This is a genomic window from Ferribacterium limneticum, assembly GCF_020510625.1.
GTDB lineage: Bacteria > Pseudomonadota > Gammaproteobacteria > Burkholderiales > Rhodocyclaceae > Azonexus > Azonexus limneticus_A.
In genome coordinates this window covers 945,177-967,432 of sequence record NZ_CP075191.1, presented here as the reverse complement: position 1 = coordinate 967,432, position 22,256 = coordinate 945,177, and the positions used below count along the sequence as shown (strand labels likewise).

Sequence of the window (22,256 nt, the reverse complement as noted above, 5' to 3'; positions counted from 1 at the left end):
CTCATTGGGGGAATTCGGTCATCAGTTTATCGACAATCCATGCAGCTTCGGCTTCGGACATGAATTGTTTCCACGGCGGCATCGGCGTTCCCGGGCGACCATAGTAGATCGTTGCCGCCAGCCCTTCGGCCGGCTTGTCGCGCAAGGTCTCCGGCAGCAGCGCCGGGCCGAGCCCACCTTTCAGGGTCATGCCGTGACAGGAGCCGCAATCCTGGCGGACAAGGTGAACCAGTTCCTTCTGGCGCACCGCATCAGGCTCAACGGCCAATGTCGGCCCGGCACTCACGATGCTCGCGGTCGCCAGAAAAAAAAGTCCAAGAACGGAATTATTCGCCAACAACGACACTGCCTTTCATTTCTGGGTGTGGCCCGCAATGATAATCGTAGCGCCCCGGCTTTTCGAAACGGCGCTGCCAGCTTTCATCGGGAAACATCCGCTCCGACTCCAGCCCGCCTTCAGCCGGGAAGACCACTGAATGGCTGGTCCGCTTTTCGTGATTGATCCAGCGCACGCTGTCACCAGCCTTGATACTCACCTCGGCAGGCACAAATTTGTAGCTCTCGATACGAACTTCTGCCACGGTCTGCGCCAGCGCAGAAAAAGAAAAGAGCGCCAGCACAAGCGGCGCTCTTTTCAGCCACAGCCATCCGGGATACTGCGTCGCTCCGGATGGCATGTAGATTTACTGCTTGGCAGCCTTCACGTCGCCATCAGCACCCAGACCAATCGTGTGGCCGAAGGAGACGTGATGGAAACGACCGCCGGCATTGTCGGCGTGAATGGCGATGCCGAACGGCACAGCCTTGCCGGCTGCCAGCACGGCGTTGCCGGCCAGCTTGCGGGTGAAGGTCACGGTGTAGGTATCGCCAGCCTTGGCGCCTTCGGCCGTTGCACCTGCCTTGCCGCCCGTCATGTTGCGCTTGTCGGCGACAAAACCGTCAGACGACTTGCCGCTGCTCGCCCATTGCACCAAATCCATCGCACCGGCCGAGACGTACTTCGTCTTGTCCTTGCCCTTCGGCATGCCCTTGGCGTCCTCGTGACAGGCTGCCCAGCAACCAGCCTGATCGGCGAGCGGCACCTTGTCATTCGGGAACATCACGGTGGCCTTGAGCTCATTGTCCTTGTCGGACTTGTCGAAGCCGCCAGCCGGCGCCTTGAAGGTCAGGCGAACATAAAGGTTGGCCGCATCGTAGGCCGCCTGGACGGTAACCGGGTAGGTCATCGTCTTGGGGGCGCCCTTCGGCTCCATTTCCTTGCTGGCCAGGCGCTTGAGGTCAAGACTCAGCTTGCCGTCCTCAACGTGGCAGCCGGCACAGGCCTCGCCCTTCTTCAGACCACTGGCGCCGCTGTGCTCACCCTTGCCTTGAATCCATTCAATCGGTGCAGCACCGGGGTGAAAAACATGGATTGTGCTCTTGGCAGCCTTGTTCCAGTCCGGCGCAGCGATAGCCGACTGCGAACCGAGCGCGACAAAAGCGCCAAATACAGCCAGGGAAATGAGGTTTTTTTTCATCAAGATTATCTCCGCCAAAATGATTGCTCTCTGCGCAGCTAATTTACTCTGCACAAGTATTTGTGCTTCATATGCTACGGGGGCTTTCGCCCCCGTAACTTGCTTCAAATCAAACAATCAACAGTCGATCAGTAGATGTCGTGCTGGGTGTTGTAGACGTTGAACTTGCCGGTCGGGGTGATCATCTTCGGATCGGTAATCACCTTCTTCAGCGTCAGCGTTGCATCGTCATAAACCACGATGGCAGACTGGTCAGCCTTGCCGCCCCACAGGGAGATCCAGACTTCCTTGCCATCAGCGCTGTATTCCGGATGCACAGCACGCTTGGTGGCCTTGGTTGCCGGCAGACCGGAGTCCTTGGCTACGTTGATGACCTTGAACGGCTTGGACAGATCGGACATCTTCCAGACGGCAACCGATTCAGCCAGTTCCTTGTCCGGATTCTGCGGCGAGTCAGCCCACAGATGCTGGGACTTCGGATGGGTCTTGACGAACAGGTTGCCCGGAACGTGCTTGACTTCCTGAACGACCTTCCAGTTGTATTCCTTGAACTTGGCATCCGACTTCTTATCCGACGGCGTGCTGATCAGGGTCAGAACGTCAGCACCAAGGTGGCCTGTCGTCCATACCGGACCAAACTTCGGATGGGTGAAGTTGGCGCCACGACCCGGGTGCGGGATCTTGGCGGTATCGACCAGCGCTGCCAGCTTGCCGGTCTTGGTATCGACCGCAGCGATCTTGTTGGAGGCATTGGCTGCCACCAGGAAGTAACGCTTGGAAGCATCCCAGCCGCCGTCATGCAGGAACTTGGCGGAACCGACCGTGGTCGTCTTCAGGTTCTCGATGTCGGAATAATCGACCAGCAGAATCTGACCGGTTTCCTTGATGTTGATAACCCATTCCGGCTTGATGAAGGATGCGACGATGGAAGCAACGCGCGGCTCCGGATGGTATTCGCCATCGACGGTCATGCCACGGGTGGAAACGACCTTGCGCGGCTTGAGCGTGTCGCCGTCCATGATGACGTACTGGGGCGGCCAGTAGGAACCGGCAACCGCGTACTTGTCTTCGAAGCCCTTGAACTTGGAGGTATCGACCGAGCGGGCATCGAAACCGATCTTGACTTCAGCCACAACCGCCGGATTTTCCATCCACAGGTCGATTAGCGACAGACGACCATCGCGACCGATCACATAAACATAACGGCCGGAAGCGGACAGACGCGAGATGTGAACTGCGTAGCCGGTCTTGACGATGCTGCGGATTTCCTTGGTATCGCCGTCGATCAGGGCCACTTCGCCGGTATCGCGCAGGGTGACCGAGAACATGTTCTTCAGGTTGTACTTGTTCATCTGCTTGGTCGGACGCTGATCGACCGGCACGATGACCTTCCAGGAATCCATGGTTTCCTTGAAGCTGTACTCAGGCGGGACATCCGGCGTGTTCTGGATGTACTTGGCCATCAGCGACAGTTCTTCCTTGGTCAGGATGTCGTCGAAGTTGACCATGCCGCCGTCGGTACCGTAACCAATGATCTTTTCCAGACGCTGCTGGCCAAGCTTGAGCGTGCCGCCTTCGGTAACGTTGCCGTCCTTGTCCTTCTTGGTCCAGTGCGGCTCAAGGTTCTTGCCGGTGGCGCCTTTGCGCAACACGCCATGGCAGCCGGCACAACGTTCAAAATAAATCTTCTTGGCCTGTTCTTTTTCAGCAGCCGTCAGAGTCGGAGCGACCTTGGCGGTTTCCTGAGCGAAGGCAGAACCCATGGCAACAGCCATGGCGCTAAGTGCAATGATCCCCACTACGTTTTTCTTCATCTTTCCTCTCCTAGAACGAATCGGTTCGCGCCTCGATCCCCGTTACGCGATGTTCGCTAGGTTGAACCTCCACCCAAATCACATCCTTGATGCTCATCAAGCTTTTAACCATAAGAAATCCTTTACATTCAGGTAAATGTTGTTCTATATAACTATTAGCGTAGTTCTTTAGAACTATCCGCATAAATTGATTTATCCCCTGCTATTGGCAGGCGCCCAATCCCGCATTAGGATGGCCGCCAAACGGCTGAGATAACGCATGAACACTACAAAACAACTGCAGGGCGGAAAGGTCTGGCTGGTCGGCGCCGGCCCGGGTGATCCGGAACTCCTGACCATCAAGGCAGCACGACTGATTTCAATGGCCGACGCCATCGTGTACGACCATCTGGTCGGCAACGGCATCATGGATCTGGCCCGGGCCGATGCGCGCATCATCTACGCCGGCAAGGAATCCTCCAAGCACACGATGCCACAGGACTCCATCAACCATCTGCTCGTCGACCTCGCCAAAGAAGGCTTAGCAGTCGTTCGACTGAAGGGTGGCGACCCCTTCATTTTCGGCCGCGGTGGCGAAGAGCTCGAAACCCTGGCAGCCTCCGGCATTCCCTTCGAAGTGATCCCTGGCGTGACAGCCGCTGCCGGTTGCGCTGCCTACGCCGGGTTTCCGCTGACTCATCGCGACCACGCCCAGTCGGTGACCTTTGTTACCGGGCACCTGAAAGACGGTACGGTCAATCTCGACTGGGCCGCCCTGGCCCGCCCCTGCCATACCGTTGTTTTCTATATGGGCATCGGCGCTGCCGAAGAAATCTGCCGGCAAATGATCAATCATGGCCTGCCCTCAATGACGCCAGCTGCCGTGATCCGCAACGGCACTCAAGCCGACCAGCAAACCCTGCTCGCCACGCTCGGCACATTGCCCCATCGCATTGCCGAATCCGGCATCAAGCCGCCGGCCCTGATCGTCGTTGGCAGCGTCGTCAGCCTCCACGAAAAACTCAACTGGTTCGAATCCAGGCCGGCCTGACCCGCCAGACCATTGGAATAATCCCCGTCTCACCGCCTTCATGAAATAGGCATACACTCATGAGCACACCGCAGGAGCGGTAGCTCATGAGTTTCCCCCTCCCTGCCCCGCTCTGGTGTGCTGCAGCAGCAAACCTTTGGTCAGTTCAATCGAACAGCAAGGAGAGTGCGATGACGGCAATTAGCGACAAATACGCCCAGTTGGGCGGGGCTTCCGGTTTCCTCGGCGCGGCAGTTGGCGGCGAAGTAGCGGCGGCCAATGGCGGAAAAAAGCAGGAATTCCAGAACGGCGCGATCTATTGGCATGCCCGGACTGGTGCCTTCGAGGTGCACGGCATGATCCGGGCGCGCTGGCTGGCCCTTGGCGGCGACGCCTCCCCGTTCGGCTATCCCATTTCCGATGAAACGACAGCCGCCGACGGGGTTGGAAAATTCAACCATTTCGAGCATGCCTCGGTCTATTGGCACCCATCCACGGGGGCCTACGAAATCCATGGCCTGATCCGCGAGCGCTGGCGCACCATGGGCGCCGAGCTATCCCTGCTCGGCTACCCGATGACCAACGAAAGCACCGCCCCCGACGGCATCGGACGCTATAACCACTTCCAGAAGGGTTCTATCTACTGGACACCGGCCACCGGCGCTCACGAAGTTTACGGGGCGATTCGCGAGCGATGGGCTGAACTGCGCTGGGAGCGCAGCGTGATCGGCTACCCGGTCAGCGCCCCCTACGACGAGTTGCGCAACCGCCAGCCGTATATTGTCGCTCGTTTTCAGCACGGCAAGATCGAACACAACCTTGGCACGGGGCAACTACATGTCGAGAAATTTGCCAGCGCCGCGTTGATCAACTATGCCGTACCCATCGTCGCCTATCAGGTATCGGACAACGATGGCGGCCGACGTTGCGAAATCACGCCCGACGGTGCCCGCCAGTGGGTCGACGAAGCCAACCGGGTCTTTGCTGTCGCCGGCGTGCGTTTCACCTACGATGGCCTGCTGCGCGAAATGCGTGACACCGAGGTCAACAGCCTGCCGGCCGGCAACGTCGAAAGCCTGCCGCGATGGCCGACGATCAAGGCACGTCTCGATGCGCTCGCCGCCCAGCACCGGAGCGTCGTCGTCATTTATCGTTTCGGACCGGATGCTTATTCAGTTGGCGGCGGCTTCTCCTGGTCAAACATGGATTTCGTGGCGATGAGTTTCTTCGACCCCAACGCGCTGGGCGTCCTGCCGCATGAACTCGGTCACCACTTTGGTTTGCCGCACACCCACGGCATGTCCTTCGCGACACTGAGGGAAGCAACGGATTACCTGCTCAGCGGCGGCCCCATCGATGAACTGGATGGCGACCGCACACTCATCGATGACACGCCACCGGACCCTTATATCGCCGAACTCGGCTCCGCTATCGAAATTCACGCCCTCTCGCTCGGCGGTCACGCTTTCTCACTGGCCCGCCGAAACATCATGTCTTACTGGAACCACGGCGGCACAGGGCGGCTCACGCACAGCCAGATACTCCGTATTCGGCAAATAGTCCAGGAACGTCGGGCCCGTTACCTGAACGTGACCGACATCCTGCCGGTCGACTGTCCGACGCTGATGCAAGAGATTGCCGCGCAACAGCAACGTCTGACCGAATTGATCCGGGAACGCGACGCCGAACTCAATCCCCTCAGGCGACGCCAGTTGACCAATGCGATCAGTCGCCTGCGCAGCCAGATCAGAAACCGTCTGAACAGGGCGCAACTGGGCGGCTGCCTTTAAGCATGGCCGATATGCCGGAGCGCCATCAATAGCGAGCCGGCATATCGCCACACTCCATCTCGCCCCTGCCCGGCAAGAAACGACTCTGTTAGGATTCTTCCGCACCGTGCCGCCTCATCCTGAGCAACACGACTATCGGAAAACCCCATGAAATACCTCTGGCTGATTGCCGCCCTCTTTGCCTCCCAAGCTCACGCCTATTCCCCCGACGAGTTGCGCGGCGACTGTCAGGCTGCCGAAGAAATGTACGCCCGGCAAAAGAGCAGCGACCCTTTCCAGTCGATTCGCAGCGCTCGTTGCATCGCTTACGTCGCCGGCTTCGCTGACAGCTATGCCATCAGCGACTATCTGGCCGAGAAGATCGGCGTCAAACTCAACGCCTTCTGCCTGCCAAACGACCCGGATCTATCGATGCGACTGGTCCGCGCCGTGGTCATCCATGTCGAACGCGTGCCGCCCAACACGACCATGAGCACGGCCACCCTGGTCGCCGGCGCACTGGCAAAAGCATTTCCATGCAGCGAAGCGCTTGAACCAAAGAAGTGATTCATGGATAATCCGGCCTCCACTCGCCCCGGTGGCGGAATCGGTAGACGCAGCGGATTCAAAATCCGCCGCCGAAAGGTGTGCCAGTTCGAGTCTGGCCCGGGGCACCAGTAAGGTGTTTTAAGAAGTCCGAGCAAGTCCAGAGAACCCGCCCCAGTGCGGGTTTTTTGTTGCCTTTCGTTCCAGCACGGTCCAGAATGATTCGAACAAATCCGGGCCTTAGTGGGGGTAACTCTGGGGGTAACGGCACCTACCCCCAAGGGTGTTACCCCCAAACACTTACCCCCACTGGCTACGGCGCATCTTCGACGTTTCGACGGAGTAACAGCCATGCCATTGACCGATACGGCCATTCGAACAGCAAAACCGACTGAAAAGCCCTACAAACTGGCCGATGAAAAAGGGCTGTTTCTGCTAGTAAGCCCCAACGGGTCGAAATGGTGGCGCCTGAAGTTTCGTATCGACGGCAAGGAAAAACTGTTATCGCTTGGCGTCTATCCTGAAACCAGCCTGAAGAAGGCCCGTAGTGATCGCGACACAGCGCGCAGCATGCTTGCTGAAGGCATTGACCCAAGCCAGCAGCGCAAGGCAACCAAGGCGGCTCGGGTTGAGTTGTCTGCCAATAGTTTCGAGATCATCTGCCGCGAATGGTTGGAGAACAAGCGCAGCAACGTCGAAGAGGCTCAATACAAGAAAGCCCTTGCTCGCCTTGAGAAAGATGTTTTCCCCTGGATAGGCAGCCGGCCAATAGCTGAAATTACTGCCCCTGAAATCCTGACAGTGCTACGCCGCATCGATGCGCGGGGAGCACGCTACACGGCACATAAGGCGAAAAGCGAAATCAGCCAGTGCTTTCGTTATGCCATCGCCACCGGCCGGGCGGATCGCGACCCCTGCCCAGACCTGCGGGGAGCCATCCCGGCCCCCAAGACAGAAAACCTTCCATCCATTACCGACCCCAAGGGCGTCGGCGAATTGCTACGGGCTATTGACGGGTTCAAAGGAACGTTCGTTGTTCGCAGCGCCCTACTGCTCGCCCCCCTGCTTTTCGTTCGCCCTGGCGAGCTGCGCAAGGCCGCCTGGGATGGTTTCGACCTGGATAAAGGGGAATGGCGCTATTTCATCAACAAAACAAAGACAGAGCATCTTGTTCCGCTGGCTTCGCAAGCGGTTGCCACCCTGCGAGAGCTGCACGCACTGACAGGCCATGGCCCCCACGTATTCCCCGGGCGTGATCCCAAGTTGCCCATGAGCGATGCTGCGGTAAATGCTGCCCTACGACGCATGGGGTACGACACCAAGACCGAAATCACGGGGCACGGCTTCAGAGCGATGGCACGGACCATCCTGCACGAAGAACTGCACGTCAAACCGGAAGTAATCGAGCACCAGCTCGCCCACCAAGTGTCTGATGCCCTTGGCACTGCTTACAACCGCACCAAGTTCCTGAAAGAGCGCAAGGCGATGATGCAGCTATGGGCTGACTACCTGGATAAGTTGAAAGCGGGGGCAGATGTCATTCCGCTGCGAGGCAATACCGCCGCCTGACGGAATCAGGCAAAGCGGGCAAGCCAAGCGACTGCAACGCGAGGCAAGCCCTGACCACAACGCAACTTATTGGAGTTCCGAAAATGGCTACCGAAAATATTACTCTCAACAGCGACTTAAATAAGCGGATTGCTCTTGCAGCTGAAATGGCTGCAGAAATATTGGCCGAAAACCTTCGTCAATACTCTCTCGCATCGGTCTTGACAGACCGCATTGAGGCTGGCACCACCGCCCATGGCATAGCTGAGGTGTTAGAGGATAGGCTTTCAGATAGTGGGCAAACGTCTCGACTTATTGAATGTCTTGAAAATCTTCAAAAGGAACTTTGCCATGAGTGAATATCGCGATGGCGCATTGGCCTGCCGGGCCGTGCTGAGCATGCTTCCTTCTATCGACTGGACTATTGGCAAGCAAACTGATGATGAATATTTTGCCAAGCAGCATGCCACTATGGCCGCAATTCTCTCTAGCGCAGGGCCTCTTTCTGAGCAAGCGGCTGGCGCAATGGCCGTACTCGCCGAATTCATCGTTTGCAGCGAGCAGGATGGGAGCTATATCAACCTTGAAAGCAATTGGAAACCATGGGCAGCAATGACAGCCGACGAGCAGCAAGCCCGCCGCATTGAGCTTGCAGAAGAACAGCAGATGTAACGAGCACGCCGCCCCCTAGTCCGGCCAGATGAAAAGCGGGAAACCTTCGCCCGCCTGGGGGTGGCATCTAACAGAAGGGTGCAGAAGGATCACCAGTGCAAAACAAACCATTGCTTCAGGGCCGCGAGGGCCCTAATCCAACAGAATGGGCCTTGATCATTGATGACCAGCGTTTCACTCCGGCCAACCGATTGATACTTGATGGATATCATGACTTCATAGCAGATTGCTTTAGCTCTTGCTGCAGTTGGTTTGGCGTGATGCCTTCGGATTGGTATGGTCTTATCGGGCTTGCTGACCGACCATATGACCGAGCAAAAGCTGGGAAAGCCGTAATTTCTGCACTTCCGGACCAAGCCACTTACCAAGATTTTGCCAAATGCCTTTCCGAGCACCTCGAAGTGGCGCTGTATTACATCTATTCCAGCCTGGGTGCCTTGTCAGAGAATAATGTTTCAGAATCTGTTTCCCTCTTCTCGTGTGCAATCACTGCGCACACTACCTTTAAAAACTTCTGCGAAGTTATTCAAGCTGAGCTTGGCGAAAGCCCAAATCAGAAGGTGGACATGCGCGAAGCAGGAAAAAAAGGGGGAAGTGCTCGGGCCGAAAAATACAAGAAGCTAGAAGAAATTGCCGTCGCGATGTATGAGGCAGGGAATTACAAGTCAATGAGACAGGCGGCGTTAAAAATAACCCCCGACCTTTTCGACAAAGCCAGAACGCTTGGCATCAGCCTCTCAGAAAGTAACGCCGAGCGTACCGCTTATGACTGGATACGAAAATCAAAATAAATACGTTTAGCAGATAAACGTATAACGGCAAACCGGTTCGCGTGCCACGTTGAGCTGCTAACCTGTAAAAAAACAACATTGGTCTATTCAGTATTGCTTAGGTATTCACTAAACCTAGGCGGTCAAGAATGGACAACGCAACAGACGGCTTTCTCCGATTGCCGCAAATCATCGGAGACAGGAAGAGCGGTATCCCGCCAATCATTCCTGTCAGCAAATCCACCTGGTGGGCAGGATGTAAAAGCGGGCGTTTCCCCAAGCCAGTGCATCTTGGCCCCAAAACTGTAGCCTGGTCGCGCTCGTCAATCGCTGAGCTAGTGGAAAAGCTGAAGGGCTGAACATGAATCAGCCATTTCTGCCAGGCATTCCAAGCCTGCCGCCATTCTCCACTGCCAACCCTCGCGAAATCCGCATCATTTGCGCCTTGGCTAGCAGCCCATGTAGCCGAGAGGAGTTGGACAGGGTTGCCGGCGCTTCGAACGTTCCTGATGCGATAGCATCCCTTCGCCGGGCTGGCCTTGAAATCCCTTGCGAGCGAAACCCGGGTACCGACAAGGATGGCGAAATCGTCTACCGGGGTCGCTATCGCTTCACAGATGCCGACCGGGAACGGACTGTGCTCATTTGGGGGCGCCTTCCATGAGCGTCGTACCAACATTCAAGGTTCGCGGTCTCGCCTCCGTTCTTGGCGCGCTCAACAACCTGGAAAAGCAAAGCCGCTTCGGGATCGCCCGCGCCATTACCAAAACCGCCAAGGCAACAGAAGACGCACTCAAGCGGGAAATGCGCAGTAAGACCGACCGGCCAACCCCCTACTTCCTTAGATCAACTTTTGTGCAGCCTGCGACCCGAGACAAACTGCGGGCGCGCGTAGGCATCAAAGATCAGGCCTTCTCAAAGAACCGCCTTTCATCTGCCCAGATGTTTGGTCACCACTTCGAGGGTGGTGGACGTGCCACAAAAGTACTCGAGCAGTATCTGCGCCGAGCTGGTCTGCTGGGATTTGGCGAGTTCGTTGCGCCCGGTGCCGGCGCCAGGCTGGACGCCTACGGAAACATGAGCCGCGGCCAAGTGCAGCAAATTCTCTCCCAGCTCCGCATTGGTCCAGACCGGGCCGCCTTCAAGTCGAACAGTCGGCGCAGCAAGCGAAACGCTCAACGAGCTGGCCGCATCTTCTGGGCAAGAGGAAATGCTCGCGATGGTCACTTGAAGCGCGGGGCCTATATCGATATGGGGCCACCTGTTGGCCTCCGGCCGCTCCTGGTCGTTATCCGCTCACCATCCTACAAGCGGCGCTTTGACCTTCCCCAACTTGCTGCAACCACCATCGCGAAGACCTGGAAAGACAACCTTAACGCCTCCCTGATAGAGGCTTTCAACTCCGCCAAATAAAGGAACAAATCATGGCTACCAAGACCGTAACGACCGACACCAAAACCTTCACCGTCCGCGAAATCTCCATTACCGAAATGCGCGATTGGTGGAACCGGATCACGATGCCGGGGCACACCTGCGATGTTGTCAGTGAATTCGCCGTGCCCGGCATTTCACTGAATGACTTGGCTGCGCTGTGCGACTGCCCGACCGATGACTTCAACGGCCTGACCTATCGAGAACTTGAAGCCATTCTGACCGCTGCCAAGGAACTGAACCCCCACATGTTCCGGGCGCGTGATCTGCTGAACGAGTCGTGCGCCAAGATTGCGGAAATCCTCGGCGATGCCTTTTCAGGTTTGGTCAAGGATGAACTGCAATGAGCAACCCAAACACTGTCGTTGAGATTGGTGGCGACAACCGGGGTCTGAAACAGACGCTGAACGAATCCGGCAACCTGGTGGCAAAGTTCGCTGCCAATATGGCCAGCGTGCAGACTGTTGCAGCCCAAGGAATTCAAAGCACGGCAGGCGGTTTTGCCGGCTTGGCTGTGAGCGGTATTGCCCAGGTGGTTGGGGTGGCTGCAGCAGTCGGGGCTGCCGCCATTGCCATGGCCAACAACACCGCAGCGGCGGCCAACGAGGTGGGCAAACTGTCCGTCAGTTCCGGTCTTGGCGCTCAGTCGCTTCAGGAACTTGGCTACGCCTTCACCGTTAATGGCGTCTCGTCCCAAGAGTTTGCTCAGGGCATGAAGGGGATGGCCGTCAAGGTAAATGAAGCGGCCCATGGGAACCAAGAGGCGCAAGCCACGTTCAAGGCGCTGGGTGTTGAGGTGCGGGACAGCACCGGCCATATCCGGCCCATGGAGGCAATCCTCTACGACGTCGCCGAGGCCTTCAAGAAAATGCCGGATGGTGCGCAGAAATCGGCGCTGGCGGTCAAGCTGATGGAAGAAGCCGGATTGAAGCTGCTGCCAGTTCTCACTCAGGGCGCCGATAGCATCAAGCGCTTTGCCGATGAAGCCAAGAATATCGGCGTGATCTTCACGCCGGAGCAAATCGCCGCCGCCAAGGAATGGGAACAGAACATGGCTCGGATTCGCTTTGCTACGTCTTCTATCGGTCGAAGTATTGGAAATGAGATTGTGCCGACCCTAGCACGGCTATCCTCAATTCTTCTCGAAAACAAGGGTGCCGGCTTGGGCTGGTTCGATTCGCTCATGGCTGCCCTGACCGGCCAGAACGACCCGGCAAAGCGGGTGGCTGATCTAACCCAGCGCCTGGTTGAACTCAAGGCCAAGCAGAAGGAACTGGCGGACCAGGGCATCAAACCGGATGCAGGCCTGAATGCCAACATTGCCGACACCGAGGCCGCACTGAAGCAGTTTCAGGAAAAGGCCAAGGCCCTGGCCAATACCGAAGGCGAAACGGCCAAGAAACGCCAGGGCTATGAAGAGACGCTGAGCGCCAAGAAGGCGGAGCTGGCCAAGTATGTTTCCTACATTCAAACGGGCGAATTAAGCTTGGTTCAGGGCAAGACGAAGGAAAGCGTCGATGCTCAGATTGCCGACCAGCAGCGCTTGGTTGATGCTGTGCGCAGCGCCTGGCAGGCCTCGCTGAAAGAGGCGGAAAAGGCCAAGGGCGAATCAGACCGACTGTTTGACGCCGCCCGTACCAAGCGAACCGGCGCCGCGGACAAGGCTTTCGACGCTTCTACCAAGGGCATGAGCGAGGAAGACAAAACGGCGGCCTATGCGCAGCAGGCACAGGGTATGTTCGACCAGGGGCGCTACTACGCAGCAGCAGCCGGCGCCGCGCAACTCGACGGCCGCCTCAAGGAAATGGAAGCATATGCCAAGAAGGCAGATGAATTCCTGAGCCGGGCCGAATCGTTCGCCGGCAAGTCGGGTGACTCCGGCCTGATCCAAGGCATTGCTGAAGCTCAGGCGCAAGCCCTGGAAACCCAGGCCAAGGCCAAATCGAAAGAGGCCGCAGACCTGAATCAGCAGGCAGCCGCACAGGCTCAGACGCTGAGTGAATTACAGGGAAAACTCGACGCCTTGAAGGAAAGTGCACGATCCATTCAGGTTCAACTCAAAGTTGATGATCTGAAATCCAGCATTGCTACTATCGAGCTCGAACTCGAGAAATTAACCAGACCGCGAACAATCCCGGTAACAGTTACCCAAACAGGTACTGTCTCGACAGATGCATCATCCACTGCAACGCCAGCCCTTGCCTCTGGTGGTTGGATTCGCGGCCCCGGCAGTGGCACATCGGACAGCATCCTTGCCCGCCTGTCCAATGGCGAATACGTAATCAAGGCTGCTGCCGTGAGCCACTACGGGCCCAGCTTGCTGCACCAGATCAACAGCATGCGACTCCCGAGGTTTGCCGAAGGCGGATTGGTGCCGAGGTCGTTAATAGCCAGGATGCCCATGGATAGCCTGAAACCTACCTCCGGCTCTATGAATGGGGGCCCCAAATCGACAGTAGTTTTGGACTTCGGAAATCTTGGCCGATTTGAGACAGAAGCCCGGGCGGATATCGCAAAGGAAGTAACCGCCCTATTCCGTCGTGAGGCCATGCAGAAGGGCTTTAGACGATGAAACGCCCCGCATTTTTCAGCATTGAAGAAATCCCAGAAGGCAAGACCATCCACGATATCAACCCGGCATTTGCTGGGGTCGATAATGAATTTCACATAGGCGAACCTAGCAAGGCTTGCGCGGGGTGCAGAAAGCCATTTGGTGCTATCCGCAAGCCGCGCATGGAGATAAGGCTATTCCCGCCAAACCTGCCCATTCCTGTTGCTTGGGCCTATCAGCTTTGTCGCCGCTGCTCTAGAAAATATCAACATGGCCGCAGTGAACGAGACGCCATCTTGGCGGCTATTGAAGCATTTCACCGTGGAGATGAGGCTTCCCAATGACTAGCGTAACCTTCATTCGACGAATTGACGCGGCAGCGCTTTCTAGCTTCGATACCGTAATGGAGTTTTGCGGGATGGCAGGCGGCAAGGATCAGGCCCGTGAATACCTGGCGCTCAACCCCAAGCGCTCTGATAGCAAGCTGGGCAGCCTCTCGACCAATCGTGACACGGGGGCGGGTGGTGACTTCGCAACTGGCGAGACTTGGGGCGACCTGGTAGCGATGACGGCATGGCGCTTTGACTGCTCGCAGATGGATGCAGCCGAACGCCTCGCCGACCTGCTCGGCATTCAAAAGCCAAACCGCCAGAAACGCGCCACAAGCAGCGACCGCCCGGCCGGCAATACCAGCACAGCGACCACTCCGAGAAAACCAGCCCCAGCCGCCCCCAGCCGCAAGCCTGCCCCGGGTGCCGATGGCTGGGAATGTGTTATTCCGGTTCCTGAAGATGCTGCCGCTCCTCCTGTCGCGAATCCACGCCAAGGCCGGCCATCTATCCGCTATGAATACCGCACGGCAGCCGGCCGCCTTGGCTTCTTCATTGATCGCTATCAGGGCAAGGATGGCAAGAGCTTTGCCCAGCTCACGTTTTGGCGGAACGCGGGCGGCCGCACTGAATGGCGATGGAAGTCGCCACCGGCCCCGCGTCTGCTGTATGGCCTTGAGCTGCTCGCCACCCGGCCCGATGCGCCGGTCATCGTCTGCGAAGGCGAGAAGGCCGCTGACGCTGCCCGCCCGCTCTTCCCTGAGTTCGTTTGTGTGAGCTGGCCGGGTGGCTCCAATGCCGTGGATAAGGCCGGCTGGCTGCCATTGGCAGGCCGTGACGTCACCTTGTGGCCTGACCTAGATGAACCGGGGGCGGCATGCATGGCCAAGCTGGCTAGCATCCTCTCAGCCCTCACCAATGCGCCGGCCGCGCTCTACCAGGTGCAGCCGCAAGCCTTTGGCCTGAGTGACAAGGGCGACGATGCCGCCGATTTGCTTGGCTGGGATGCTGCACGCTGTGCAGACGTATCCACCGGCAGCGCGTGGCGTACTGCGGTCGACGTGCCAAAGCCAGCAAAAACCGCAGCGCCCGGCGCCAAGGCGAGCAAGCCGGACAAGGGCAGCGCACCGGCAGGCGGGTCCCGCACCTGCTACGGCCTCGAGGTGGGTGGCGTGTATTTCACCGACACGGATCGCGAAGGCAACCAGGGCGCCCCCAAGTGGATTTGCTCTTACCTTGAGCCCATTGCCCGTGTGCGTAACCCGGATAACCAGGGCTGGGGCTTGTTGGTCCGCCTCTACGATGCCGACAAGGTAGAGCACAAGCTGGTTATTCCGATGACGCTATTTCGCGGGGATGGTCTCGAAGTGGCTGGCATGCTGCTGGATGCTGGCCTGACCATGGCGACGGGAGGCCGGCAGAAGGTTATTGCCTACCTGCAGAGCGCCCGGCCGGATGCCCGGGCCCGGATTACCAGCCGCACCGGATGGCATGCCACCAGCGACGGCCCGGCCGTCTATGTGCTGCCAAATCGTGCATTTGGAAACGAATCGGACGAATGGCTGTATGAGGCAGAAGGCAGTAGCGTGCATGCCTTCAAGACCAAGGGCACGGCGGATGAATGGCGGGACAACGTGGGGCGCCTGTGCCGTGGCAATTCACGCCTGCTGTTCGCCGTGTCCGTGGCCTTCGCTTCCCCGCTGCTGCACCTGGTGGGCAGTGAGTCTGGGGGCTTTCACTACCGCAGCAATTCCAGCGACGGCAAGACCACGGCGCTACGGGTGGCGTGCTCTGTCTGTGGCGATGGCGGCTATATGCAGCGCTGGCGGGCAACTGATAACGGCCTCGAAGCGCTGGCCATGCAGCACTGTGACGCGCTGCTCGCCCTTGATGAGCTGGCCCAGCTTGACCCCAAGGTAGCAGGGGAGACCGCTTACATGCTCGCCAATGGCGCCGGCAAGACCCGCGCCGCACGGACAGGAGGCGCCCGCGAGCGTGCGTTTTGGCGCGTGCTCTTCCTGTCGGCGGGTGAGATCAGCCTAGCCCAGCACATGGCAGAAGCCAACCGCGTAACTCGCGCTGGTCAGGAAATACGCTTGGTTGATATTGCTGCAGATGCGGGGGCGGGCTTGGGTGCCTGGGAAGCACTTCACGATTATCAGAATGGTGCCGACTTCTCACGGGCCTTGGATCTGGCAACCAAGCGTTACTACGGCGCCCCGCTGGCCGCGTTCCTGGACAAGTTGACCCGTAGCCCCGCCGACCTCGCAGAAGAGCTGCGCAAGGCTCAAAAGCTATTCGAGGCGCAGCACCTGACTGATGATGCCAGCGGGCAGGCCCGCCGTGTGGCTGATCGCTTTGCCCTGGTAGCAATGGGGGGCGAGCTGGCTACCAAATGGGGCTTGACCGGCTGGGATGCTGGCGAAGCGCTGGCCGCTGCCGGATTTTGCTACCGGGCATGGCTGGCCGGCCGTGGTGGCGAAGGCAACCAGGAAGAAACCAACATGCTCAACCAGGTGCGTGAATTCTTCGAACGTCATGGTGATGGCGCCTTCGACCTGTGGCACCGCATTGGCGATGATCGCAGCCCCCGCACAGCAGATGCAGCCGGCCTGCGCCGCTGGATTCAACCGGACGGCACGCCGATAACCAAGGCCAGCCAGATTGAGGAAGGCAGCGAGGGGGCGGACTTCCAAACTGAATATTTTGTTTTCGAGCAGCCGTTCCGCAATCGAATTTGCAAGGGTTTGGATTACAAGGCTGTGTGCGCCCTACTCTCCAAAAAAGGAATCCTCTGGCATAACACCGGCCGCTATCAATCAAAACAGCGCGTTCCCGGGCGCGGGCAAATGCTGGTCTATCGGATAACCCCTGACCTGTTCAAAGGGGATGGCGATGCTTGATCTTGATATCCTGTTTGCAGCCACTCAGCCCACGCCCGTGCTCGGTGCTTCCAACGCCACAAAAACAGCGGAACGCCTCGAGCCATCAAGCTTCAAGCCCGATTCATCCCAAGCGGCCGGGGGCGAAGTTGGGCACAGTGGGCACATTGGACTTACCCCGGTTTTTGATGAAGTGTGCCCACGTGAATCATTGCAGCACAAGGCGTTTGATGGATTGGGCACAATGGGCACAGTGGGCACAGTAGATTTTCAAGGGGGGGAAGGTCAGACGGGCGACGGGGCACCGGGTGGGGGTGCGGTCAGAAATGAATTTGCGCTGCACCCAGCGGCTGTAATTCTGGCTTTGGCGTACAGCAGAAAGGTGAAGGGAAGTAATGAAGAGAGGGCGTCGATTCTGCTCGGTCTCCAAACAGTTCAACCTGGTGAGCAAGTGAGATATTGGAGCTCGGCTTGTATCGAGGCTGGCCTTAAGCCATGGGAAGTATTGATGATCCAAGCCCCCACCTCTGGTCTTGACTGCACCATGTGCAAGCACCTGACCACAAGACAGCTTGTCGGAAATGGTGGGCGCCGCCAGTTTCACTGGGCTTGTGCTCATGGCTATCTGATATTGGAAACAGGCCGGGCCACTGAACGCATCTGGATAGCTCCTCCTGAATGCCAGAGCTTCGATAGATGGAAGCCTGGCCTTGGTGGTAACGGGTCCTCCGCGAGCAATTCTCATGAGGGTAATGCGAGGGGCGCTCTAGCCCTAGGCAGCGAAATCTCAACATAGTGAAATGGTTAAAGTGATGACAAGAAGAAAAAAGTACGTTTCTGCGCCCTTATGCAATCTGAGTTTATTTGGTTCGGTTCGCTGGCCAAAGGCCAGACAGCCATCTAGGGCGGTTGCTTTGGATGTAATAAATCAGGTTGTTGAATGGTCAGAACTCGAGACTATTTGTCGTCCTCACTATTCAGCGGATCAAACCAAGATAGGCCGCAAAGGCTATAGCCTGAAAATGATGATTCGGGTTGAAGTGGTCAGACAGATTTGGGAGTTATCTGATGACGCTACTGAAAATGCCATTCTTGATTCGTATGCCTTGGCTGTATTCATTGGCACTGACCCGTGGGCACCCAGGCCACCTTCTGGATCTTCAATAAGGGCATTCAGAACTTGCCTTGAATATGCAGGAGTGCATAACAAATTTGGTGTGTGTCTTGAGCGCTACTTTCTGCTAAAAGGACTAGAGTTCCGGCCTGGATTGATAATAGAGCCAATATTTAGACGTTCCCCGCTTCGCTCTTTTTAGTGCCACCCCATTGAATATCTAATGTGCCCAGTGTGCCCAGTGTGCCCAATCCGTCAAATACCTTGTGCTGCAATGATTCACGTGGGCACACTTCATCAAAAACCGGGGTAAGTCCAATGTGCCCACTGTGCCCAACTTTGGCGCCTGATCGAGGCCACAAATCACTGCATATCCATGAGCCGCAATGAGTTCCGGCTTTTTTCGCCGCTTCCGCCAGATGATCCAGCCGGCAAACAACCACCACGCCGACCAACCACCAAGACAGAGCAAAAACGGGCGAACCTGGGCGCACTGCTGCCCCAATCCGGGCATGATTTGAGCGCGCATTTGATCTACTGCCGCCCCCTCCATCCCGGAGAATCTGCTGCCTGAGCAATGGTAGAATGCGCGCCTCCTAAACCTAAACAAAACACTATCCAGCCGAATGGACGTTTTGTTGTTTTGGTGCAACGCCGTTTTAATGGGGGTAACTTTGGGGGTAACTCTGATTTTCGAAAAACGAAAACCATTGTGCCGCAAATGTTTCCGCAGTTAGTTCGATTAAGGCCCGGGCACCAGTTTTAGACTCAAGCGGCTAGGCCAATTCTTCGGAGTTGGCCTTTTTGCTTTCTAGGGTTACGGCTTACCTACTACGCCGCCACTTTCAAGCAATCCCTTTTAGCCGTAGAGCCGACTGTCGGCCTCAAAACCTTGAGCGCAGTAAAACGGGTTGCCCATCGGACTTTGACCGCGAAACGTAACCAATAGGTCACGGCCAGAAGAGCGTGCTTGTCTGCAATTGAACTTTGTCACAACCCGGTAACCTTGTTGTAAAACAATCACGCCATCCGAAATATTGACGCTAGGCTTCAATGCAGTCTTTCACGCCTAAACTACTCTGTCATTGGCTCATTCGTCAGAGCAGAATTTCTTGGCGTATGGCTCTTTTTACAGGGCTGATTCTGATTGCGTCGCTGCTTCTCCTGGCATGGTGGCTTGCACTACAACGCCTCGAAGCGGAAAAAACCTTAATTGGTGAAAATGCGCGGGTGCAACAAGAGACGTTGGCCGAAGTCATTTCCGAAAACCTTACACAGGTTCTGGATCGCGGCAGATTGATCTCGATTGCGGCTAACGAATGGTTTGATGGAAAGCAGCTTGATGCGGCCAGTCGTTTGTCGTCAATGCGAGCAACTGACCGTGCTCTTCTACGCATCACTTTATATGATCACGATTTAAAGCAAATATATTCATCTTCGCCGACGACTGAATCACTAGAACTCATCGACAGCCTTCAAGCGTTTTTAAAAGAAGTTCAAAACGGAACCTCGACCAAGCTGGCAGTAGGCCCCCGTTCGATGTCTTACGAACAGGCATGGGAACTGCCACTGCTATTCCCGGTTGGAAACCACAGTGGCAGGTTGAATGGAATATTGGTTGTTGTTCTGGATTTGGGTTATTTCCTCGGCTTGTATCAGCATATCGATATTGGACGCTCCGGCGTCATACAGGTTCTAAAATTCGATGGCGAAAAGCTGGCTGAGGCACGCCAGGCTGGATTGGTCCTGGATATTAATCGCAGCGTCATGAATCTCCCGAAAACGGAGGCTCAAAAAGGAACCTGGATAGGCCAGTTCTTTGATGCAGGACACACTTACCGTACAAGTTTCCGAAATCAGGACAACCATCCATTAATCGTTACGGTTAGCCGTGATGTAGACGAAACGCTGAATGATCGCATTAGCGCTCATACTCGTCTGTTAGCCATACTTGGATTTCTTACAGCGATTATCGTATTAGCCACTTTCTGGTTTGCCAGAAATCTGAAGCATCAGGGGCTCTTGTTGTCAGCCCTGTCAAAATCCGATCAGGAAAAACAGGAGTTGATCGCCGAGTTGCAAGAGGAAAAGCGACGAGCGTTTGATTTAGCTGCCCATGATCATTTGACCGGCTTGCCCAACCGACGAATATTTCATGAGTTAGTGGTAAGTCATATCGCAAGTTTCAAGCGTAGCCGAAAACTATGTGCGCTGATGTATCTTGACCTGGATCGCTTCAAAGCCATCAATGACAACTTGGGGCATCATGTTGGCGACCTGTTGTTACAAACCATCTCAATCAGACTACGTGAGGCCTTGCGCGAATCGGATGTAATCGCTCGCTTGGGCGGTGATGAATTTGGCTTGATGTTGACCGGGATTGAAACTATCGATGATGCAGCTTTGGTTGCCTCAAAAATAATCGAAAGCATCGGCCTCCCGTGTACAAACCTGGATGGCCACGACATTCAGATTACGCCAAGTATCGGGATTGCGATCTTTCCCAGGGATGGTCAAGACCTGAATTCACTTACTCGTCACGCCGATACAGCAATGTATCAGTCAAAACGCGCTGGGCGTGGCAGGTTCACTTTCTATGATCCAGCGTTGAATCAGGGGGGCGAGAGACTGTTTAACCTGGAGCAGCGCTTGTCAAAAGCCATTGCAGAAAATGAATTGGTCCTCCACTTTCAGCCCAAGGTAAGGCTATCGGATTATCGTATTGTTGGCCTCGAGGCCTTGGTGCGCTGGCAACACCCTGACCATGGTCTTATCTATCCGAATGATTTTATTCCGATGGCCGAACGCATCGGATTGATCGACAAACTGGGTGACTGGGTCGCACAGGCTTGCTGTATTCAATTAGCCCAATGGCAAGCAGAAGGCGTGGCGGTTGTTCCGATTGCTTTTAATGTATCTGCCAAGCAATTGCTGGACATCGAATTACCCCAACGTATCGCTGAATATCTTGCGATTCACGGAGTCGCCCCAGGAAATATTGAAATAGAAATCACCGAGAATAGCCTCGTCGACTCGATTGAAGTTGCTCGCCAGATTCTTGAAAGACTTGAAGCGCTTGGTGTCGGTATTTCCCTGGATGATTTTGGCAATGGATTTTCCAACCTTGCCTATATTCGTACCTTGCCAATTCACTGCCTGAAAATAGACCGGGAATTCATCAACAATATTCGGAACCGCCACGACGACGCCGTTATCGTCTCGTCAATCATCACCTTGGCGCATAACTTGAACATGCGCGTAGTTGCAGAGGGGGTGGAAATGTCCGATCAGTTGATTCATCTGAAAACAGCAGGTTGCGACGAGGCCCAGGGCTATTATTTAAGTCGCCCGGTTCCAGCTGTTGCTGCACGCGAACTATTGATCTCTTCTACCATGGCGCCAGCATGAACTATTTCTCGGCTTTACTCGTTTTCTTCTCGTTTATGCTGATTGCGTCAGATGAGGTTTCGGCGAATTCCTGCGAAGACCCAAAGCCATTGCGTTTTGCATTAATCCCTAAAACCAACCCGGAACAGCAGCTCGCAAAATATCAGCCACTGATTCAACAGCTGGAAAAGAAATTGGCGCGAAGGATCGAGGTCGTCCCATCACCCTCCTACAGTACGATTATTGAGGGCTTACTTGCCGGCACGATTGATCTGGCGGAACTCGGCCCTGCCTCGTATGCCATTGCGCTTAATCGCGGAGCGGGGATTTCAGCATTTGCCTCCTTTGGCCTGCGTAAGGGGCCGCATACCGACTCCGAGTCGGCTTACCGATCGCTTCTGCTTGTACGTCGGGACAAGGGCATTGAGAAAATTGAACAGTTGCGAGGCAAAACATTAAGCCTGACCGACCCCGCCAGCACCTCAGGCGCCATTCTGCCTCGCCAGGCCATTCGGCAATTAACCGACACCCCTTTGGAATCTTATTTTCAACGTGTGACATTTGCCGGATCTCATGACCGAGCTATTGCCGCTGTCGATAAGGGCCTGGTAGATGCTGCTTTCGCCTCAAGCAGCATGCTGGACGAAGCGCTACGCCGGAAAACGCTCCAGGCGAATCAGTTAAGGATTCTTTGGCAATCACCTTTGATTCCTTACGATCCGGTCGTCTTGCGGACGAAACTCTGCCCATCGATTGCGGAAAAAATCAAACAGACATTCCTGAATGAACCTGCTGCATTGGCTGGCATGTTCCAGGAGCTCAATATCACCGGATTCGTCCCGGTGACTGATAACAATTACAGCGAAATCCTGCGCTTGCTGACCACGCAGCCCTGAGAGGCAGCCTCACTGAATCAG

At 56.2% G+C, this 22,256-nt stretch carries 20 protein-coding genes and 1 tRNA gene; 17 read left to right on the top strand and 4 right to left on the bottom strand.

What is annotated here, in order from left to right:
- Nucleotide 1: 1 nt before the first annotated feature.
- The 4 genes from KI617_RS04660 to KI617_RS04645 form a co-directional block, all read right to left on the bottom strand.
- Entirely contained in the window at nucleotides 2–304 is a 303-nt protein-coding gene (locus tag KI617_RS04660) for a c-type cytochrome (protein ID WP_226451838.1), read from the bottom strand.
- A 22-nt stretch (nucleotides 305–326) separates the two neighbouring features.
- The gene (locus KI617_RS04655; protein WP_226450857.1) at nucleotides 327–677 is read right to left on the bottom strand and encodes a plastocyanin/azurin family copper-binding protein; all 351 of its coding nucleotides are present in this window, start codon (nucleotides 675–677) and stop codon (nucleotides 327–329) included.
- 6 nt (nucleotides 678–683) lie between these two features.
- Entirely contained in the window at nucleotides 684–1,517 is an 834-nt protein-coding gene (locus tag KI617_RS04650) for an ethylbenzene dehydrogenase-related protein (RefSeq protein ID WP_226450856.1), read from the bottom strand.
- Nucleotides 1,518–1,645: 128 nt separating this feature from the next.
- Nucleotides 1,646–3,292: a cytochrome D1 domain-containing protein gene (locus tag KI617_RS04645; protein ID WP_455550760.1), complete on the bottom strand. Its 1,647-nt coding sequence runs from the start codon at nucleotides 3,290–3,292 to the stop codon at nucleotides 1,646–1,648.
- A gap of 298 nt (nucleotides 3,293–3,590) precedes the next feature.
- Between KI617_RS04645 and cobA the strand changes: the two genes are divergently transcribed.
- The 17 genes from cobA (at nucleotide 3,591) to KI617_RS04560 (ending at nucleotide 22,235) form a co-directional block, all read left to right on the top strand.
- A complete protein-coding gene (gene cobA / locus KI617_RS04640; protein WP_226450854.1) occupies nucleotides 3,591–4,361 on the top strand; it encodes a uroporphyrinogen-III C-methyltransferase in 771 nt (256 codons plus the stop codon).
- 170 nt (nucleotides 4,362–4,531) lie between these two features.
- A complete protein-coding gene (locus KI617_RS04635) occupies nucleotides 4,532–6,130 on the top strand; it encodes a hypothetical protein (protein WP_226450853.1) in 1,599 nt (532 codons plus the stop codon).
- Nucleotides 6,131–6,277: 147 nt separating this feature from the next.
- Nucleotides 6,278–6,676 carry a Rap1a/Tai family immunity protein gene (locus KI617_RS04630; RefSeq protein WP_226450852.1) on the top strand — a complete coding sequence of 133 codons (399 nt, stop codon included), beginning with the start codon at nucleotides 6,278–6,280 and terminating at the stop codon, nucleotides 6,674–6,676.
- Nucleotides 6,677–6,701: 25 nt separating this feature from the next.
- Nucleotides 6,702–6,786, top strand: a tRNA-Leu gene (locus tag KI617_RS04625).
- 112 nt (nucleotides 6,787–6,898) lie between these two features.
- Nucleotides 6,899–8,224: a tyrosine-type recombinase/integrase gene (locus KI617_RS04620; protein WP_226450851.1), complete on the top strand. Its 1,326-nt coding sequence runs from the start codon at nucleotides 6,899–6,901 to the stop codon at nucleotides 8,222–8,224.
- Between the two features lie 83 nt (nucleotides 8,225–8,307).
- On the top strand, nucleotides 8,308–8,562 hold the full coding sequence (locus KI617_RS04615; protein WP_226450850.1) for a hypothetical protein: 255 nt from the start codon (nucleotides 8,308–8,310) through the stop codon (nucleotides 8,560–8,562).
- Nucleotides 8,555–8,875, top strand: a complete 321-nt coding sequence (locus KI617_RS04610) for a hypothetical protein (protein WP_226450849.1) — start codon at nucleotides 8,555–8,557, stop codon at nucleotides 8,873–8,875. Before KI617_RS04615 ends, KI617_RS04610 begins: the two co-directional genes overlap by 8 nt.
- A gap of 95 nt (nucleotides 8,876–8,970) precedes the next feature.
- Entirely contained in the window at nucleotides 8,971–9,666 is a 696-nt protein-coding gene (locus tag KI617_RS04605) for a hypothetical protein (protein ID WP_226450848.1), read from the top strand.
- 128 nt (nucleotides 9,667–9,794) lie between these two features.
- Nucleotides 9,795–10,004: a helix-turn-helix transcriptional regulator gene (locus KI617_RS04600; protein ID WP_226450847.1), complete on the top strand. Its 210-nt coding sequence runs from the start codon at nucleotides 9,795–9,797 to the stop codon at nucleotides 10,002–10,004.
- 301 nt (nucleotides 10,005–10,305) lie between these two features.
- The gene (locus KI617_RS04595; RefSeq protein WP_226450846.1) at nucleotides 10,306–11,058 is read left to right on the top strand and encodes a hypothetical protein; all 753 of its coding nucleotides are present in this window, start codon (nucleotides 10,306–10,308) and stop codon (nucleotides 11,056–11,058) included.
- 11 nt (nucleotides 11,059–11,069) lie between these two features.
- Nucleotides 11,070–11,423 (top strand): hypothetical protein, encoded by a 354-nt coding sequence (locus tag KI617_RS04590; RefSeq protein WP_226450845.1) that lies wholly within the window; start codon nucleotides 11,070–11,072, stop codon nucleotides 11,421–11,423.
- Entirely contained in the window at nucleotides 11,420–13,648 is a 2,229-nt protein-coding gene (locus KI617_RS04585) for a phage tail tape measure protein (protein WP_226450844.1), read from the top strand. Before KI617_RS04590 ends, KI617_RS04585 begins: the two co-directional genes overlap by 4 nt.
- Nucleotides 13,645–13,971 carry a hypothetical protein gene (locus KI617_RS04580; protein WP_226450843.1) on the top strand — a complete coding sequence of 109 codons (327 nt, stop codon included), beginning with the start codon at nucleotides 13,645–13,647 and terminating at the stop codon, nucleotides 13,969–13,971. The genes KI617_RS04585 and KI617_RS04580 overlap by 4 nt, the downstream gene beginning before the upstream one ends.
- Entirely contained in the window at nucleotides 13,968–16,859 is a 2,892-nt protein-coding gene (locus tag KI617_RS04575) for a DUF927 domain-containing protein (protein ID WP_226450842.1), read from the top strand. Before KI617_RS04580 ends, KI617_RS04575 begins: the two co-directional genes overlap by 4 nt.
- A 779-nt stretch (nucleotides 16,860–17,638) precedes the next feature.
- Nucleotides 17,639–18,154 (top strand): transposase, encoded by a 516-nt coding sequence (locus KI617_RS20500; protein ID WP_404826792.1) that lies wholly within the window; start codon nucleotides 17,639–17,641, stop codon nucleotides 18,152–18,154.
- A 917-nt stretch (nucleotides 18,155–19,071) separates the two neighbouring features.
- Nucleotides 19,072–21,360 (top strand): bifunctional diguanylate cyclase/phosphodiesterase, encoded by a 2,289-nt coding sequence (locus KI617_RS04565; protein ID WP_226450841.1) that lies wholly within the window; start codon nucleotides 19,072–19,074, stop codon nucleotides 21,358–21,360.
- Nucleotides 21,357–22,235, top strand: coding sequence for a phosphate/phosphite/phosphonate ABC transporter substrate-binding protein (locus KI617_RS04560; protein ID WP_226450840.1), 879 nt, complete (start codon nucleotides 21,357–21,359; stop codon nucleotides 22,233–22,235). The genes KI617_RS04565 and KI617_RS04560 overlap by 4 nt, the downstream gene beginning before the upstream one ends.
- Nucleotides 22,236–22,256 lie beyond the last annotated feature (21 nt).

Bases quoted from the DNA above. Each gene is read 5' to 3' on its own strand.
- KI617_RS04650 (WP_226450856.1), bottom strand. From the start codon at position 1,517: ATGAAAAAAAACCTCATTTCCCTGGCTGTATTTGGCGCTTTTGTCGCG.
- KI617_RS04655 (WP_226450857.1), bottom strand. From the start codon at position 677: ATGCCATCCGGAGCGACGCAGTATCCCGGATGGCTGTGGCTGAAAAGA.
- KI617_RS04610 (WP_226450849.1), top strand. From the start codon at position 8,555: ATGAGTGAATATCGCGATGGCGCATTGGCCTGCCGGGCCGTGCTGAGC.
- KI617_RS04580 (WP_226450843.1), top strand. From the start codon at position 13,645: ATGAAACGCCCCGCATTTTTCAGCATTGAAGAAATCCCAGAAGGCAAG.
- KI617_RS04600 (WP_226450847.1), top strand. From the start codon at position 9,795: ATGGACAACGCAACAGACGGCTTTCTCCGATTGCCGCAAATCATCGGA.
- KI617_RS04560 (WP_226450840.1), top strand. From the start codon at position 21,357: ATGAACTATTTCTCGGCTTTACTCGTTTTCTTCTCGTTTATGCTGATT.
- KI617_RS04615 (WP_226450850.1), top strand. From the start codon at position 8,308: ATGGCTACCGAAAATATTACTCTCAACAGCGACTTAAATAAGCGGATT.
- KI617_RS04635 (WP_226450853.1), top strand. From the start codon at position 4,532: ATGACGGCAATTAGCGACAAATACGCCCAGTTGGGCGGGGCTTCCGGT.
- KI617_RS04590 (WP_226450845.1), top strand. From the start codon at position 11,070: ATGGCTACCAAGACCGTAACGACCGACACCAAAACCTTCACCGTCCGC.
- KI617_RS04585 (WP_226450844.1), top strand. From the start codon at position 11,420: ATGAGCAACCCAAACACTGTCGTTGAGATTGGTGGCGACAACCGGGGT.
- KI617_RS20500 (WP_404826792.1), top strand. From the start codon at position 17,639: ATGGTTAAAGTGATGACAAGAAGAAAAAAGTACGTTTCTGCGCCCTTA.
- KI617_RS04630 (WP_226450852.1), top strand. From the start codon at position 6,278: ATGAAATACCTCTGGCTGATTGCCGCCCTCTTTGCCTCCCAAGCTCAC.
- KI617_RS04645 (WP_455550760.1), bottom strand. From the start codon at position 3,292: ATGGCTGTTGCCATGGGTTCTGCCTTCGCTCAGGAAACCGCCAAGGTC.
- KI617_RS04575 (WP_226450842.1), top strand. From the start codon at position 13,968: ATGACTAGCGTAACCTTCATTCGACGAATTGACGCGGCAGCGCTTTCT.
- cobA (WP_226450854.1), top strand. From the start codon at position 3,591: ATGAACACTACAAAACAACTGCAGGGCGGAAAGGTCTGGCTGGTCGGC.
- KI617_RS04565 (WP_226450841.1), top strand. From the start codon at position 19,072: ATGGCTCTTTTTACAGGGCTGATTCTGATTGCGTCGCTGCTTCTCCTG.
- KI617_RS04595 (WP_226450846.1), top strand. From the start codon at position 10,306: ATGAGCGTCGTACCAACATTCAAGGTTCGCGGTCTCGCCTCCGTTCTT.